This is a genomic window from Pseudonocardia aurantiaca (assembly GCF_039526725.1).
Lineage (GTDB): Bacteria > Actinomycetota > Actinomycetes > Mycobacteriales > Pseudonocardiaceae > Pseudonocardia > Pseudonocardia aurantiaca.
Map to the genome: position 1 here is coordinate 144,147 of NZ_BAAAJG010000029.1, position 15,700 is coordinate 159,846.

At 70.9% G+C, this 15,700-nt stretch carries 13 protein-coding genes and 1 riboswitch; of the genes, 7 read left to right on the forward strand and 6 right to left on the reverse strand.

All coding sequences use genetic code 11. The features are described from left to right. Positions 1-14 precede the first annotated feature (14 nt). The 4 genes from ABD143_RS36440 to ABD143_RS36455 all read left to right on the forward strand — a co-directional run bounded on the left by ABD143_RS36440 (position 15) and on the right by ABD143_RS36455 (position 4,765). Positions 15-1,358, forward strand: coding sequence for an MFS transporter (locus ABD143_RS36440; protein WP_343987831.1), 1,344 nt, complete (start codon positions 15-17; stop codon positions 1,356-1,358). Beyond that, positions 1,351-2,721 carry an FAD-dependent oxidoreductase gene (locus ABD143_RS36445; protein WP_343987834.1) on the forward strand — a complete coding sequence of 457 codons (1,371 nt, stop codon included), beginning with the start codon at positions 1,351-1,353 and terminating at the stop codon, positions 2,719-2,721. Before ABD143_RS36440 ends, ABD143_RS36445 begins: the two co-directional genes overlap by 8 nt. Beyond that, positions 2,718-3,908, forward strand: coding sequence for a CaiB/BaiF CoA transferase family protein (locus ABD143_RS36450; RefSeq protein WP_343987837.1), 1,191 nt, complete (start codon positions 2,718-2,720; stop codon positions 3,906-3,908). Before ABD143_RS36445 ends, ABD143_RS36450 begins: the two co-directional genes overlap by 4 nt. A gap of 65 nt (positions 3,909-3,973) precedes the next feature. Next, a complete protein-coding gene (locus ABD143_RS36455) occupies positions 3,974-4,765 on the forward strand; it encodes an enoyl-CoA hydratase-related protein (protein WP_343987841.1) in 792 nt (263 codons plus the stop codon). Positions 4,766-4,894: 129 nt separating this feature from the next. On the opposite strand, the gene ABD143_RS36460 is transcribed toward ABD143_RS36455, so the two are convergent. Both ABD143_RS36460 and thrC read right to left on the reverse strand, forming a co-directional pair. Next, a complete protein-coding gene (locus ABD143_RS36460) occupies positions 4,895-5,806 on the reverse strand; it encodes a hypothetical protein (protein ID WP_343987844.1) in 912 nt (303 codons plus the stop codon). 96 nt (positions 5,807-5,902) lie between these two features. Further along, complete coding sequence (thrC, locus tag ABD143_RS36465; protein ID WP_343987847.1) at positions 5,903-7,174, reverse strand: threonine synthase; 1,272 nt, start codon at positions 7,172-7,174, stop codon at positions 5,903-5,905. A 9-nt stretch (positions 7,175-7,183) separates the two neighbouring features. Then, positions 7,184-7,298, reverse strand: a riboswitch (SAM riboswitch). 139 nt (positions 7,299-7,437) lie between these two features. Here thrC and holA point away from each other — a divergent pair. After that, positions 7,438-8,406, forward strand: coding sequence for a DNA polymerase III subunit delta (holA, locus tag ABD143_RS36470; protein WP_343987850.1), 969 nt, complete (start codon positions 7,438-7,440; stop codon positions 8,404-8,406). 367 nt (positions 8,407-8,773) lie between these two features. Here the strand turns inward: holA and rpsT are convergent, their stop codons facing one another. Beyond that, positions 8,774-9,034, reverse strand: coding sequence for a 30S ribosomal protein S20 (gene rpsT / locus ABD143_RS36475; protein ID WP_343988553.1), 261 nt, complete (start codon positions 9,032-9,034; stop codon positions 8,774-8,776). Between the two features lie 176 nt (positions 9,035-9,210). Beyond that, on the reverse strand, positions 9,211-10,419 hold the full coding sequence (locus ABD143_RS36480) for an MFS transporter (RefSeq protein ID WP_343987853.1): 1,209 nt from the start codon (positions 10,417-10,419) through the stop codon (positions 9,211-9,213). Positions 10,420-10,607: 188 nt separating this feature from the next. Here ABD143_RS36480 and ABD143_RS36485 point away from each other — a divergent pair, with 188 nt between their 5' ends. Continuing rightward, positions 10,608-11,360 carry an alpha/beta fold hydrolase gene (locus ABD143_RS36485; protein ID WP_343987855.1) on the forward strand — a complete coding sequence of 251 codons (753 nt, stop codon included), beginning with the start codon at positions 10,608-10,610 and terminating at the stop codon, positions 11,358-11,360. A gap of 7 nt (positions 11,361-11,367) precedes the next feature. Here the strand turns inward: ABD143_RS36485 and ABD143_RS36490 are convergent, their stop codons facing one another. After that, the gene (locus ABD143_RS36490) at positions 11,368-13,107 is read right to left on the reverse strand and encodes a GGDEF domain-containing protein (RefSeq protein ID WP_343988556.1); all 1,740 of its coding nucleotides are present in this window, start codon (positions 13,105-13,107) and stop codon (positions 11,368-11,370) included. A gap of 305 nt (positions 13,108-13,412) precedes the next feature. Between ABD143_RS36490 and lepA the strand changes: the two genes are divergently transcribed. Continuing rightward, entirely contained in the window at positions 13,413-15,254 is a 1,842-nt protein-coding gene (gene lepA / locus ABD143_RS36495) for a translation elongation factor 4 (protein ID WP_343988559.1), read from the forward strand. Between the two features lie 49 nt (positions 15,255-15,303). Here the strand turns inward: lepA and ABD143_RS36500 are convergent, their stop codons facing one another. Continuing rightward, positions 15,304-15,681 carry a hypothetical protein gene (locus ABD143_RS36500; protein ID WP_343987858.1) on the reverse strand — a complete coding sequence of 126 codons (378 nt, stop codon included), beginning with the start codon at positions 15,679-15,681 and terminating at the stop codon, positions 15,304-15,306. Positions 15,682-15,700: the final 19 nt, after the last annotated feature.

Sequence of the window (15,700 nt, forward strand, 5' to 3'; positions counted from 1 at the left end):
GGAAGGCCGAAGCCATGTCCAACACCGTCCCCGGCACATCCCAGGCGACCGGAGCCGCGGGCCCCCCGCCGGATCCGAAGTCGTCCGCGCAGGACACGATCGACCGCAGAACGCTGCGGCGATCGATGCTCGGCCTCGGGCTCGGAAACACGCTCGAGTGGTACGACTGGCAGGTCTTCGGCCTGCTCGCCGCGAGCATCGGACCGCATTTCTTCCGGGACTCGAGTCCTCTGGACGCGACCCTGAACACGCTGTCCATCTTCGCGGTCGGGTTCGTCGCCAGGCCGGTGGGCGGGATCCTTCTCGGCGGTGTCGCTGACAAGATCGGCCGCAAGAACGTGATGCTGTGGTCCGTCGGGCTGATGGCGGTCACCACCTTGGTCATCGGTGTCATGCCCGATGCCGCCACCATCGGCGCAGCAGCCCCGATCATCCTGCTGATCTGTCGGCTGCTCCAGGGCTTGTCCACCGGCATCGAAGCCCCACTGTCCACCGCGTACGGCGTGGAGGTGATGCCGAAGGGTCGATCAGGGGCGGCGGCGGGCATCATCAGCTTCTTCGTCAACTTCGGGATCCTGCTCGCCTCGCTGGTCAACTACGTGCTCGGGCTCGCCCTCGGCTCCGGTGTGATGGGCGACTGGGGATGGCGGATCCCGTTCCTGGTCGGCGCCGCGATGGGCCTGGTCGTGTTCTGGCTGCGCAGGGCGCTGCCGGAGACCCTGCATCAGTCCGATCCGGAGTACGTCGGCGTCACGTCCAGCGTCTGGAAGGGCGTCTTCGCCCGGTGGCGCAGCCTGCTCGCCGTCATCTTCGTCGTCGGCGCCGCTCAGGCCTTCAACTACGGCTGGAACGTTGGCCTGCCCAACCTCGCTCGCACCAGCTTCGGCGAGGACCCGACCAGCGTCTTCGGCGTCACCACGATCCTCTCCCTGATCATGGTGGTCGGATCTCTCGTCGTCGGCCCGCTCGCCGACCGCTACAGATTGAGCCGGGTCTTCCTCATCGGGCGGTTCCTGATGATCCCGGCGGTGTTCCTGATGCTGCTCTACACCGCGAAGGGACTGGGCGGGTTCGCCGCCGTGCTGTTCATCGGTTCGCCGATCCTGCTCATCAACATGACGCTCTATGTCCTGGTCAGCGCCTCGTTGTTCCCGAAGGGAATCCGCTCCTCAGCCTGCGGGCTCGGCTACGGCATCGGCGTCGCCGCCTTCGGAGGAACGGCGTCGTACCTGGTGGTGTGGATGTCCGGGAAGGGTCTGAGCCAGCTGTTCCCCGTGTACATGGCTGTTCTCGCCGCCCTCAGCATCGGCCTCTACCTGTGGGCGAGGAAGACCGAAGGAGTGTTCGTCGGTGAGTGATCTACGAGTGTCCGGCTCGGCAGTCGACTGCGAGGTCGTCGCGACGTCGGATGTCGTCGTGGTCGGCGGCGGGCCGGCGGGCGTGTCCGCTGCGGTCACTGCCGCCCGCAGCGGTGCGTCGGTGACGCTGCTCGAGCGTTACCCGGCACTTGGCGGCCTCGCCTCGGGCGGGATGGTGCTGGTGCTCGACGACATGATCAACGGGCAGGAGATCACCGTCACGGGGATCGTCTCGGAGTACATCGAGCGACTGTCCACGATGGAGCTCGTCGTGGTACCCCCGAAGGAGGATCGCCGCGCCTCGACCGAGACGTGGAACAAGTGGGGCCGGTACGGCGTCTTCGACTTCCACGTCTCCTCCAACCCCAAACCGATCTGCTACGCGGCGGCGTTCGACCCTGACGGCTGGAAGCGGGTCTCCAACGACCTGGTTCGGGAGGCCGGGGTCAACCTGCGGCTGCACAGCTGGTTCTCCCGGCCGATCGTCGACGACGGGGTGATGCGCGGCGTGATCGCCGAGACGAAGTCGGGCCCACAGGCGGTTCTCGGCGACGTCGTCGTCGACACCACAGGCGACATCGATGTCGCGTCGCGGGCGGGTGCGTCGTACGTCAAGGACTCCTACATCACCACGCTGGTCTTCCGCCTCGGCGGCGTCGACACCGACGAGGCCGAGCGCTTCGAGCAGAACGATCCCAAGGCCGCGCGGGCGCTGAACAAGGCGATCAAGCGCACGCTCGGCGGAGCCTGGGAGCTGTGGTGGTTGAAGACCCCCATCCCCGGCGTGGTCTGGTGCAACGCGCCGCACATGACCGGCTTCGACGGCACCGACCCGGCTTCGTTGACCGACGCGGAGTTCTCGGCCAGGACGAAGATCGCCGAGGCGGTCGAGCTGTGCCGAAGGACGCTCCCCGGGTTCGAGAACGCCTTCGTCGTTGACGTCGCGGAGCAGATGGGAGTCAGGCAGACCCGCCTGCTCCAGGGTGAGTACGTCGTGACCGCTGACGACGTGCATGAGCGCAGGCACTTCCCCGACACGGTCGCTCGCGGGCGGGACTACTACACGCCGTACCGCGCCATGCTGCCGAAGGAGGTCGACCAGCTGGTCGTGGCGGGGCGGCACTACTCCGCCACCCCCCAGGCGCAGAAGATGTCGCGGGAGATCCCGCCCTGCATGGCGATGGGTCAGGCCGCGGGCTTCGCCGCCGCGCTCGCCGCGGACAGGGGCGTCGCCGTACGCGACGTGCCGGCGACCGACATCCAGCTGGCGATGCGCAAGGCCGGAGCGGATCCGGGTGACATTCCCAGCGAGAACGCCTCCTCCGGGGAGCAGCCAGTCGAAGTGGAGATCGATCACTCATGAGCCAGGCGATCAGCGCGCTGGAAGGCATCACCGTCGTCGACTTCACCCAGGTCTACATGGGGCCGTCGGCCACCCAGCTGCTCGGCGACTACGGCGCCGACGTGATCAAGGTCGAGCGACCGAAGTACGGCGACCTGTCCCGCAGCTCGATCGCCGACGAGTCGGGTCTGGACAACCCGATCTTCTACTCGATCAACCGCAACAAGCGCAGCATCAGTATCGACACCCGCACCGATGAGGGGAAGCAGGTCGTCTACGACCTGGTCCGCGACGCCGACGTCGTCGTGAGCAACTTCCGCGCCGGGGTGATGGACCGGATCGGCTTCGGTTACGACAAGCTCAAGCAGCTCAACCCTCGGATCATCTGGGCCTCGGGCACCGGCTTCGGCGAGGTCGGTCCCTACTCCCACAAGGGCGGTCAGGACGTGCTGTTGCAGGCACTGTCCGGCGTGATGTGGCGGCGGCAGAGTGACGACCTTCCGCTGAGCGTCTACCCCACGACGCTGTGCGACTACACGACAGGAATGCACCTGATGCAGGGGATCCTGCTCGCCTTGCTGGCCCGTGAACGGACCGGCGAGGGCCAGCGGGTGGACGTGCGGATGTTCGACTCGATGCTGCACATGCAGATGCAGGAGGCAGCGACCCAGCTCAACCGTGGCACCGAGATCAACTGGGCGGCAATGCCGTTGTCCGGGGTCTTCCCGACGACGGACGGCGCGGTGTGCATGGTCGGCGCGTTCAAGCAGGAGCCGTTGCGCGATATCTGTACCGCGCTCGGGCTGCCCGACGAGCTCTGGCAGCGGCCCGACCTCCAAGACCAACCCGGCCAGATGGCCGCCCGCCCGGAGCTGCAGGGCATCTTCGGCAAGCGGTTCGCCCAGGACACCACCGCGCACTGGATCGAGCGTCTGGAGGGCGTCGATCTCCTCTGCGCACCGGTTCTCACGATGGCGGAGGCCCTCGCCGACGAGCAGACGGCGATCAACGAGATGATCGTCAAAATGGACCATCCGACCGAGGGCAGCGTGCAGGTGCTCAACGCGCCGATCGGCTTGTCCGCGACGCCGGCCACCGTACGCCGCCGCGCGCCACGGCTGGGCGAGGACTCCGAAGCGGTGCTCGCCGAGCACGGCTACGACGCCGGCCGCATCGCGGCCCTGCGGGCCGGCGGGGTGGTGTCGTGAGTAGCCCGGGAGCGCAGAGCTCAGACCCTGGCCCGGGACAGCACGGTCGCTCACGCCCCACGCCGGTGGGTGATCCGGTCGACGAGGTGCGCTTCGAGGTGCGCGACCACGTGGCCTACGTGACCGTCGACCGGCCGAAGGTGCTCAACGCGATCGACGGGCCGACCCACCAGCGCCTCGACGAGATCTGGACCGAGATCGAGGCGTCCGACGTGCGGTGCGTCGTCGTGACCGGAGCAGGGGAGAAGGCATTCAGCGTCGGCGCGGACATGTCCGCGAGCGCGATCGACAAGACCGGGCTGGAGTACTGGGCAACGGTGGACGCCAACGGCTTCGGCGCCCTGAGCCTGCGGCAGAGCCTCGACGTGCCGGTCATCGCGCGGGTGAACGGCTACGCCCTCGGGGGCGGGATGGAGCTGGTGCTCGGCTGCGACATCGTGATCGCGGCCGACACAGCGCAGTTCGGGCTGACCGAGCCGCGGGTGGGCCGGCTGCCACTCGACGGCGGCATGGTGCTGCTGCAACGCAAGATTCCGTACAACGCGGCGATGGGCATCCTGCTCACCGGCCGGCGATTCCCGGCGGCCGAGATGCACCGGCTCGGCCTGGTCAACGAGGTCGTCCCGGCGGCGGAGCTCGACACCGCCGTCCAGCGCTGGGTCGACGACATCCTGGCCTGCTCCCCGTCGTCGCTGCGAGCGATCAAGCAGCTGGCCATCCGCACCGCCCACCTCACCGCGCGTGAGGCCCGCGACGCGCGGCTCCCTGCTGTCGTCGCGGCGCTCGACAGCGAGGACAGCAGGGAAGGCGTGCTCGCCTTCCAGGAGAAACGTCCTCCGGTGTGGAGCGGCCGATGAGGGTGTCTCGAACCGGGTCCACCGTCGCCTCCGCGACTTCCACCAAGTAGCCGCCGGACCGGCCGCGGATGCCGAACCCCTCGCCGGCCCCGCCTGTCGAGCAGGCCGCTTCGCGCGCGGCCTTGCAGATCAGAAGTGAAAACCGGTGTAGCTCGTATGGCTCGAGCCGTAAGTCTGACGGCTCGAACCGGTCGGGACCCTGCCGGTCTTGTAGTCCTCGGTGAACAGTTTCCACCAGAAGTCCCACAACCCGGTGTGGCGGGAGAGGCCTGGCAGGTCTGCAAAGTGGGCCCGGATGTGCTCCTGGATCGAGTCGTCGAACACCACATCCGCCCAACCGCGCTCCACCAACGACTCACGCAATGTGCGCACGTCCACGTCCTCCACCAGCGGCGCGGCGTCCTCCGGCACCGCGCGCGGCGCAACGCCCACGCACACCACGTGCAGCGTGCGACCGGGGGAATGCGAGACCTTGATGCCCCAGCGAAGCTCGTCGGCGAGTTCACCGAGCCGCTGTTCCACGACGGCCTGGATGCGCTGTTCCTCCACCTTCTCGGCCTGCCTCTGGGCGTGGAGCCGGCGCAAATCCACATCCAGCTGCCGCCTGATCGCGTCGCCGACCTCCCGGATTACGGGGGAGTAGGCGTCGGTGGCAGCCTGGAAGCGGGACCGGTAGCGACTCTGTGCATCGGCCCAGTCGCGCTGCATCTCCTCAGCAAGCGCGCGCTTTCGCGGGGGCGGCTGCGCTGCGCGCCGCCGGGCCTCGTGCAAGGCCAGCGCGGCGCGGTCGAGTTCGACGACGCACGCCACCGCCGCCTCGGTCCAGCGCTCGTTCTGCTCGGGCGTACACGGAATCACCCAGCCGAGCGGTCGCCCGGTCACCGTGTCCGGATCGACGGTCTTATAGACCGTCGACCGGGTCCGGAAGTCGAGCGCGTGGTCGACGCCGAATTGGAGGATCGCCACCCGGCCGTCGACTCGACGCCCGGGTTCGGGCTCGATCACCCGCCCCATCATCGGCTCGAGTTCGGCAGCCGGCATCCATGTGAGTTGTCCCTGCCTGCGCCTGCGCCACATCTCGGCATCACCCCCCACTCTCAAGATGAGCGTCAGTTGAGATCGGGCGGAACGACCCCGTCAGAGCCCGCGGGCCGCCAGGGCCTCGCGTACGGCCTTGCTGGTGGAGGGCACGGTGGCCGACGGGCCGACCTGGTCGGCCACGGCGTCGAGGGTCTTGAGGCCGTCGCCGGTGATGAGCAGCACGGTCTCGGCGTCCGGGTCGATCTGGCCGGCCTCGATGAGCTTCTTGGCGGTCGCGACGGTGACGCCGCCGGCGGTCTCGGCGAACACGCCCTCGGTGCGGGCGAGCAGCCGGATGCCCTCGACGACCTCGGCGTCGCTGACGTGCCCGACCGCGCCGCCGGTGCGGCGGACGGTGTCGAGCACGTAGGGCCCGTCGGCGGGGTTCCCGATCGCGAGCGAGCGGGCGATGGTGTCGGGGCGGACCGGCTGCACCACGTCGTGGCCGTCGGCGAATGCCTTCGCCACCGGCGAGCAGCCCGTGGCCTGGGCGCCGAACACCCGGTAGGGGGTGGGCTCCACCAGGCCGAGCTTGCCCAGCTCGGTGAAGCCCTTGTCCACCTTGGTGAGCTGGGAGCCCGACGCCACGGGGATCACGATCTGCTCCGGCAGCCGCCAGCCGAGTTGCTCGGCCACCTCGTAGCCGAGGGTCTTGGAGCCCTCCGCGTAGTACGGCCGCACGTTGACGTTGACGAACGCCCAGTCCTCGTGCTCGGCGGCGAGCTCGGTGGCCAGCCGGTTCACGTCGTCGTAGTTGCCGTCGACGGCCAGCAGGGTGCCGTCGTACACGGCGGTGGTGAGCACCTTGGCCTGCTCGAGCGACTTGGGGATCAGCACCACCGAGTCCCAGCCGGCCCGCGCCGCGGCGGCAGCCACGGCGTTGGCGAGGTTGCCGGTGGACGGGCAGGCGAGCACCGAGAACCCGAGCTCGCGGGCGGCGGCGAGCGCGACGGCGACCACGCGGTCCTTGAAGGAGTGGGTCGGGTTGCCGGTGTCGTCCTTGACCCACAGGTTGCGCACGCCGAGCGCGGCGGCGAGCCGGTCGGCCTTGATCAGCCGGGTGAGGCCGGGCTCGGTGTTCGGGTGGCTCTGCACGTCGGACGGCACGGGCAGCAGCTGCCGGTAGCGCCAGATCGACTTGGGGCCTGCCTCGATCGACTCGCGGGTCACCGTGCCGAAGTCGTAGGCCACCTCGAGGGGACCGAAACACTGGGGACAGGCGAACTCCGCGGCGAGCGGGATCTCGTGGCCGCACTCCCGACAGGAGAGGGCACGGGCGGGGCCGAGGTCGTAGGAGGTGGCGGCCGTGGCGGCGGCAGACAGGGTCATGACGAGATCTCCTCATCTTTCCCGCAGCATGCGGGTCGGAATTGGCACCGTGATCGAGCGCAGACGCGCATCGCCGGTTGCCGGGGCTTCGTCGGGCCGTTCCCTCTGCCCCTCTGGATGAGCCATGTGCAGTTGTGGTCCCCGGAGCACGTCGCCGTGGGATGACCTTCACGTTACGACACCAGCGGCCGCTCCCCCAAGTCCGTCCCGTGATCTGGGAGCCGGGTCACGAATCGTCGGTGCCGTGCGCGAGCATGGACGGCATGTCCGCGCCGCCCCCACCCGCGCCGCTGCACCTCGTGCTGGGAGAGGAAGAGCTGCTGGTCGAGCGGGCGGTCGAGCAGGTGATCGCGGAGGTCAAGGCCGTCGAGCCGGGGGCCGAGGTACGCAAGGTCCGCGCCGGCGACCTCACGCCAGGCGATCTCGCGGAGAGCCTCAGCCCGTCGCTCTTCGCGGAGGGCCGGGTTGTCGTCCTCATGGCCGCCCACGAGGTCGGCAAGGAGATGGCCACCGCCATCGCCAGGCAGTCCGGCGACCCCGTCGACGGCATCGTGCTGGTCGTCGCGCACGCGGGCGGGGCGCGCAACAAGGCGCTGGCCGACGAGCTGCGCAAGAAGGGCGCTGTCGTCACCACGTGCAACAAGATCACCCGGTTCGAGGAGCGCTCCGACTTCGTACGCGCCGAGGTGCGCCGCGTCGGCGGCAAGATCGCGCCGGCCGCTGTGGGTGTGCTCATCGAGGCCGTGGGCTCCGACCTGCGGGAGCTGGCCTCCGCCGCGGGCCAGTTGGTGGCCGACACCGGCGGCACCGTCGACGAGCAGGCAGTGCGGCGTTACCACCGTGGTCGCGCCGAGGCGTCCGGGTTCGCGGTGGCCGACAAGGTCGTGCTTGGCGACCGGGCGGGCGCGTTGGAGGCGCTGAGGTGGGCACAGTTGCTCGGGGTGCCCTCGGTGCTGATCGCCGACGCGCTGGCGGACGCGCTGCGCACGCTCGCGAAGGTGGGCTCGGCCGGCCGCGGCGACCCCAACCGCCTCGCAGGCACACTCGGCATGCCGCCATGGAAGATCCGCAAGGCGCAGCAGCAGGTGCGGTCGTGGGGGCCGGAGGCGATCGCCGAGGCGTTCGCGGCGGCCGCCGAGGTCAATGCCGACGTGAAGGGCGCGGCGGCCGACGCCGACTACGCGCTGGAGCGGGCGGTGCTGCGGATCTGTGCGGCCAGGGGCCGCCGCTGATGGGGTGTCGGTCGGTCAGCTGTTGCCGCTGGTGCGCAACTTCTTGATCCAGAGCCCGATCTTGTCCCCGAGGAGCGCGCCTCCGATACCGGCGAGAACGGCTGGGACCATGGCGATCAGGTTGACGAGCATCGAGAACTTCTCCTAGGGCTCGGGCGGCCGGAGAGCAGGGGTAGGCCGCCTGCGGGCGAACCTCCACTGTCGGCGAGCGTCTCGGATACTGTCTACATTCTTGTAGGAGACGTCACGTTTGCGACGGCGGCGAGCGCGCGCGCCGCCGAGCGGTTGACGTACGTGAGAGTCCCGCGCAGCGCGCACACAAACGGCGCTGCCCGCGAGGGGGCAGCGCCGTTCGTGAAGAGCCGAGTCAGAGAGCGCTGACGCGCTTCGCCATCGCCGACTTGCGGTTGGCGGCCTGGTTCTTGTGAAGGACGCCCTTGCTGGCGGCCTTGTCCAGGGCGCGGGAGGCGGCGCGCTGCAGCTGGGTGGCCTTCTCGGTGTCGCCGGCCTCCACCGCCTCGCGGAAGCGCCGTACGGCAGTGCGGACGGCAGACCGGACCGACTTGTTGCGCTGACGCCGCTTCTCGTTGGTCTTGATCCGCTTGATCTGGGACTTGATGTTGGCCACGCGAATGCCTCGAGTTTCTTCCTGCCGGTGGACTGCTCGCTTCGTTCCGCTCCGCACCGGCGGCGGGGGATCGATCATCACGCCGGGCGCTCAGCGGTCCATGCTACAGGCGGCTTGCTGAGCGGGTAAGGAGGGTACTGAAAGGCTCCGGCCGTAGCGCAGTAGGCCCGAGCTTTTCAGCGCGCTCCTAGATCGGCCCGGCCCAGCGGCCGCAGCGCGAGGTGAGCGCCGAGCGCGCAGACGCCCGCTCCGACGACGATCCCACCGTACCCGCCGGTGAGATCGACGAGCAGACCCGCGAGCGGCGCGCCGAGGAGCGCCCCGAACCCGGACGAGGTGTAGCTCAGCCCGACCACCCCGCCGAGGCCCCGGACGCCGAAGAGCTCCGCGAGCACGGCGGGCGCCAGTGCGATCCAGCCGCCGTAGCCGACGCCGAGCACCACGGCGAAGGCGACGAGCGCGGGGAAGGATCCCGCGAGCAGGTCGGCGGCGAGCCAGAGCGCGAAGCTGCCTGCGAGCACCGCGAAGCTCGCGCGGAAGGTCCGGATGTGCCCGGCCCGTTCGGCATACGCGCCGATCGCGATCCGGCCGACGACGCTGGAAACGCCGATGATCCCGACGAGCGCCGCCGCCGCGACCGGGGTCGCCCCGGCCGCCGCCGCGTAGGGCGGGAGGAAGACGAGTGTGGCGAAGAGCGCGACCGACGACAGCAGCGTCGCCACGTACAGCGATCGGAACGCCGGTGTGCGCAGCAGCGCCCGGGTGCCGAGCGCGGGGGCGTTCTGCGCGGGTTCGGGCGGGCGCCGCACCGCGACCGCGCACAGCAGCAGGAGCACCCCGCCCGCCAGGCCGAACACGACGTGCGTCTGGCGCCACCCGTGCGCGGCGATGAGCGCGGCGGCGAGCGGCGCGCCGATCAGGGTGCCGACCCCGATCCCGGCGACGGCGACGGCGAGCGCGACGGCCCGGCGCCGCGCGAACCAGCCGCCGACGGCGGCCACGAGCGGGACGTACCCGCACGCGACGGCGACGCCCACCCCGAGGCCGTAGGTGAGGTAGCCCAGCCACAGCCGCTCGACGGCGGCGGTGAGCAACAGGCCTGCGGTGAGCGCGGCCGCCCCGGTGATCAGGAGCGGACGCGGCCCGATCCGGTCGGCGATGCGGCCGGTGACGGAACTGAGCAGGAACCAGCACGCCGCGGTCACACCGAACACGAGGGACGTGGCGCCGTTGCCGGAGCCGAACTCCGCGGCCATCGGCGCGAAGAAGGCACCGAAGCTGTAGGCCACGGCGAACACCACTGCCATCGAGACGAACGCGGTGGCGACGGTGACCCACCCCCGCGCCGAGTCGAGAACTGGGCTCGGCCGGGGCTGCGTTGCCACCCCCGGAGCGTACGTCGTGTCACCCGCCCGTAACGCGCACCGGCACGTGTGGGTCGCGGTGGGCCGCGACTACGCCGACGTCCCGCCCCTCAAGGACATGACGCGGCTGGCGTGACGCTCTCCCGGGTGGCCGGATCGGTGCGACGGATGTCGTTGACGCCCGTCCGCGGCGCCGCTTGGGTGATCTCATGACAGTGGTGCTCGTGCACGGCAATCCGGAGACCCCCGCCCTCTGGGACCCCCTCGTCGAACGACTCGCCGCGCTCGGGGTCGCCGAGCCGCTGCGGCTCGCGCCGCCAGGGTTCGGGGCACCGGTGCCGGACGGGTGGGGTGCCACGGTCGCCGAGTACCGCGACTGGCTCATCGCCGAGCTGGAGGGGATCGAGGGGCCTGTCGACCTCGTCGGGCACGACTGGGGCGGCGGACACGTGCTGAACGCCGTGATGGCCCGCCCAGACCTCGTGCGGAGCTGGTGCTCGGACGTCGTCGGTGTCTTCGACCCGGACTACGAGTGGCACGAGCTGGCGCAGGTGTGGCAGACGCCCGGCGCGGGCGAGGCCGCCGTCGCCGCGATGGCCGCCGCTCCCGTGGCGGCGCGGGCCGAGCGGCTCGCCCATGGTGGGATGGCGCCGGCCGTCGCGGAGCGGGTGGCCGAGGGCATGGACGCGACGATGGGCGACTGCATCCTGCGGCTCTACCGCTCCGCCGCCCAGCCGGCGATGGCCGAGCTGGGCGCGGGTCTCGAAGCCGCGGCGGACCATCCCGGCCTCGCCCTGCTGCCGTCCGAGGACCACATGGTCGGCACCGACGAGCAGCGCCGCCGGGCCGCCGGCCGGGCGGGGGCCCGGGTCGAGGTGCTCGACGGGCTGGGGCACTGGTGGATGACCCAGGACCCGGACCGGGGCGCGAGGGTGCTGGCCGACTTCTGGCGGTCGCTGTGACTGGTCCCTAACGGGCGCGTGCGGACACCGGGCTGGTGCCGCTGACCACCGTGTTGCCGCCGGCCCGTTTGGCCCGGTACATGGCGGCGTCGGCCGCAGCGAGCGCGGCCGACGGCTCGCCGTCGAGCGGGGCCCTCACCACCCCGACCGACACCGTGACGCCCGCCGCGACGTCCGTGGGGAGCGCGGCGACGGCGTCGGTCGCGCGCTGCAGCGCCGCCGACGCCACCGGGAGCGCGGTGGACGGCATCACGACGACGAACTCGTCGCCGCCGTACCGGGCCACCATGTCCTGCGCGCGCAGTGCCGTGCGCAGGCACCCCGCCACCTCACGCAGCACCGCGTCGCCCGCGGCGTGCGAGCGGGCGTCGTTGACGTCCTTGAACCGGTCGAGGTCGACCAGGGCGACGGCGCACGGCTGGCCCGCCGCGTTGCTCGTCGTCTCGGCCAGGAACAGGTCGAGGGCGCGGCGGTTGGGCAGGCCGGTGAGCGGGTCCTGCATGGCCTGGGCGGCTACCGCACCGTGCTCGCGGGCGAGCCGGTGGTGGTCGTAGTGGCTGCGCAGGGCGGTCAGCCGGGCCTCGCGCAGCGCCCACAGCTCGCGCTCGAGCGCGGCCGCGTAGTGCTGGAGGGCGAGGGAGCTGCTGCCCGGCCCGCCGCGGGCCAGTTGGTCCATTCTCGCGAACTCGCGGTGCAGGGCCAGCGCCATCACGGCCTCGGAGGTGTTGTCGCGCAGCTCCTCGTGCAGCGGGCCGACCGCCGCGACGGCCTCGGCCGCGCGGCCGGCGACCACGAGGCAGCGCGCGGTGGCGATGGCCAGCACGATGCGGTCCTCGACGAAGTGGGCGACGTCGCGCAGCCCGAACAGCGTGTCGAGGTGCTCCGGGCCGGGCCGCTGCAGCGCGTACGCGGCGCCGATGACGGAGATCTCCTGCGTGGCCGGGCGGGTCGCGCCGCCGCTCGGCGCCATCGCGGCAGCCCACAGCTCGGCGGCGACGCGCGCGGTGCGGGCGGCGTCGGCGAACCGGGTGGCGGCCGCCGCGTCCCGCCCGCCGCGTTCCAGGCGCAGCCCCCAGGACAGCTGCAGCCGTACGCGGTTGAGCTTGTGCACGAGCCGGTCCATCGGCGAGCCGCAGGTCTCCAGGACCGCGACAGCCCGCTGCGACACCTCGTCGGCGAGCTCGTGTGACCCGAGCTTGAGCAGCACGAGCACCAGGCCGTTGAGGCTGCGCGCGAGGCCCTGCGCCCACCGCACCGGGTCCTCGCCCGGGGCGGGCGCGGTGATGTCGGTGAGGATCGCGAACGCGGCGGCGGCGTCGGCGAGTGCGTTCTCGCCCTGGCCGAACGCCGACGTGCGGTGGGCGCGCAGCGTGGCTGCGTCGCCCAGCCTGCGCGGATCCCTGTCGATCTCGACGATCTCGATGAACTCCGCCAGCAGCGCCTCGACGTCGTCGGCGTCGGCCGGGTCGGCGTCGAGCAGGCGCACCATGAGGCAGATCCCGAGCAGCTCGGCCACCAGCGACGACGGCCCCCGGCCGCGGGCCTGCACGAGCAGCGCGTCAAGCCCCCCGCGGGCGGCGGACATGCCCGCCGGGGTGGCTCGCTGCTCCCAGCGGAGCATGCTCACCGCCCTCGCGACGATGTCGTCGTCGGTGAGATGGACGGCGTCCTCGGAGCAGCGGCACGCCGGTGCCCCCGTGACGAGCGCGCAGTCGGGTCCCGCGCTGCTCGCCCATGGCGGGCCCATCGCTGTCACCGGTCGCCCCCTGGGATTGGGCCGGTCGGGCGGTTCGGGCCGGTCGACGCCGGGGCTGGGGTCCCGGCGCGAGCACGAGCGTTGACGCCGTCCCGCATACCGACATCTCTGGCCATCGTGGCATGAGAAAAGGCCTCTGAGGAGCTGGGGTCCACGGCGTCACCCTAGATCAACAGATCGTGAGTGATTGATCACTTCAGGTGATCAAGGGACCACGTGCGCGGCCCGGGAACCCGTTCGGCCCTGGTCGCGGGACGGCGTGGGACGATGGAAGTACCCCACACGAAGGAACGACGATAGTGAGCTTCGCCGACCAGACGTTCACGCCGCCGGAGTTCATCCGCAACTTCTGCATCATCGCCCACATCGACCACGGCAAGTCCACGCTGGCCGACCGGATGCTGCAGTTCACCGGCGTCGTCGACGAGCGCCTGATGCGCGCCCAGTACCTCGACCGCATGGACATCGAGCGGGAACGCGGCATCACCATCAAGGCGCAGAACGTGCGGCTGCCGTGGCGGGTGGGTGACACCGACCTCGTGCTCCACCTGATCGACACCCCCGGCCACGTCGACTTCACCTACGAGGTGAGCCGGGCGCTGGAGGCGTGCGAGGGCGCGATCCTGCTCGTGGACGCCGCGCAGGGCATCGAGGCGCAGACGCTGGCGAACCTCTACCTGGCGCTGGAGAAGGACCTCACGATCATCCCGGTCCTCAACAAGATCGACCTCCCGGCCGCCGACCCCGACCGCTACGCCGCCGAGATCGCCCACATCATCGGCTGCGACCCCGGTGACGTGCTGCGGGTGTCCGCGAAGACCGGCGCCGGTGTGCGGGAGCTGCTCGACGAAGTCGTCCGCCAGGTGCCCCCGCCGGTGGGCGAAGCAGATGCCCCGGCCCGCGCGATGATCTTCGACTCGGTCTACGACACCTACCGCGGCGTCATCACCTACATCCGGGTCGTCGACGGGCGTATCACGCCGCGTGAGCGGATCAAGATGATGTCCACGGGCGCCACCCACGAGCTGCTCGAGGTCGGCATCGTGTCGCCGGAGCCCAAGCCCAGCTCGGGCCTCGGCGTCGGCGAGGTGGGCTACCTGATCACCGGGGTGAAGGACGTCCGGCAGTCGAAGGTCGGTGACACGGTCACCTCGGCCCGCAAGGGCGCGCAGTCGCCGCTCACCGGCTACCGCGAGCCGCGCCCGATGGTCTACTCGGGGCTCTACCCCGTGGAGGGCTCGCAGTACCCCGACCTGCGCGAGGCGCTCGACAAGCTGCAGCTCAACGACGCCGCGCTCACCTACGAGCCGGAGACGTCCGCGGCGCTCGGGTTCGGGTTCCGCTGCGGGTTCCTCGGCCTCCTGCACCTGGAGATCACCCGCGACCGGCTGGAGCGGGAGGCGGGGCTCGACCTCATCTCCACGGCGCCCAACGTGGTCTACCGCGTGGTCAAGGACGACGGCACCGAGATGACGGTGACCAACCCGTCGGACTGGCCGACCGGCAAGGTCGCGCAGGTGTTCGAGCCGGTTGTGAAGGTGACGATCCTGGCGCCGTCGGAGTTCATCGGCGCGATCATGGAGCTGTGCCAGAGCAGGCGCGGCCAGCTCGGCGGCATGGACTACCTGTCCGAGACGCGCGTGGAGCTGCGCTACACGATGCCGCTCGCGGAGATCATCTTCGACTTCTTCGACGCGCTGAAGTCGCGCACCCGCGGCTACGCCAGCCTCGACTACGAGGAGGCGGGCGAGCAGGAGTCCGAGCTCGTCAAGGTCGACATCATGCTGCAGGGGGAGCCGGTCGACGCGTTCTCGGCGATCCGGCACAAGGACGACGCCTACGCCTACGGCACGGCGATGGCCACGAAGCTGCGCGAGCTGATCCCGCGCCAGCAGTTCGAGGTGCCGATCCAGGCCGCGATCGGGTCGCGGATCATCGCGCGCGAGAACATCCGCGCGATCCGCAAGGACGTGCTCGCGAAGTGCTACGGCGGTGACATCACCCGCAAGCGGAAGCTGCTGGAGAAGCAGAAGGAGGGCAAGAAGCGGATGAAGACGATCGGGCGGGTCGAGGTGCCGCAGGAGGCCTTCGTCGCCGCGCTCTCCACCGACTCGGCGGCGGACAAGGCCAAGAAGTAGGCCCCAAGAAGTAGGCCCCAAGAAGTAGGCCCAAGATCAGAGCAGGCGGTCAGGGCACCGTCGTGGTGATCTCGAGCCGGGCCGTGCTGCCACTGATCTCCAGCACGTGCACGGTGAGCGTGCCGCTCCCCGCGCCGAAGGTGGAGGTGCCGCCCGCGCTGACGGTGCCGATCCCGGCGCTACCGGCGCGCCGCACGGCGAACGCCACCGCGGACGGCCGGATGTCCGTGATCGACAGCGCCGGGTATCCGGCCCGCCCGTCGAGCGGGATCTCGAGCGGCGCGGTGACGGTCAGCGTGCACGTGCCGTCGTAGCAGGCGGCGACGTCCGGGGGCCGAACGGCAGGCGCTTCGCCGTGGGCGTGCGCGGCGAGCGCGCCGAGTCCGCCGATGACGAGGGCGGTGAGCACGGCAGCGGTCCGGGACATGTCGGGAACGCTATGCGGC

Coding starts and splice junctions, on each gene's coding strand:
- ABD143_RS36440 (WP_343987831.1), top strand. CDS start 15: ATGTCCAACACCGTCCCCGGCACATCCCAGGCGACCGGAGCCGCGGGC.
- ABD143_RS36450 (WP_343987837.1), top strand. CDS start 2,718: ATGAGCCAGGCGATCAGCGCGCTGGAAGGCATCACCGTCGTCGACTTC.
- ABD143_RS36460 (WP_343987844.1), bottom strand. CDS start 5,806: ATGCCGGCTGCCGAACTCGAGCCGATGATGGGGCGGGTGATCGAGCCC.
- thrC (WP_343987847.1), bottom strand. CDS start 7,174: ATGACCCTGTCTGCCGCCGCCACGGCCGCCACCTCCTACGACCTCGGC.
- holA (WP_343987850.1), top strand. CDS start 7,438: ATGTCCGCGCCGCCCCCACCCGCGCCGCTGCACCTCGTGCTGGGAGAG.
- ABD143_RS36485 (WP_343987855.1), top strand. CDS start 10,608: ATGACAGTGGTGCTCGTGCACGGCAATCCGGAGACCCCCGCCCTCTGG.
- ABD143_RS36490 (WP_343988556.1), bottom strand. CDS start 13,107: ATGGGCCCGCCATGGGCGAGCAGCGCGGGACCCGACTGCGCGCTCGTC.
- ABD143_RS36500 (WP_343987858.1), bottom strand. CDS start 15,681: ATGTCCCGGACCGCTGCCGTGCTCACCGCCCTCGTCATCGGCGGACTC.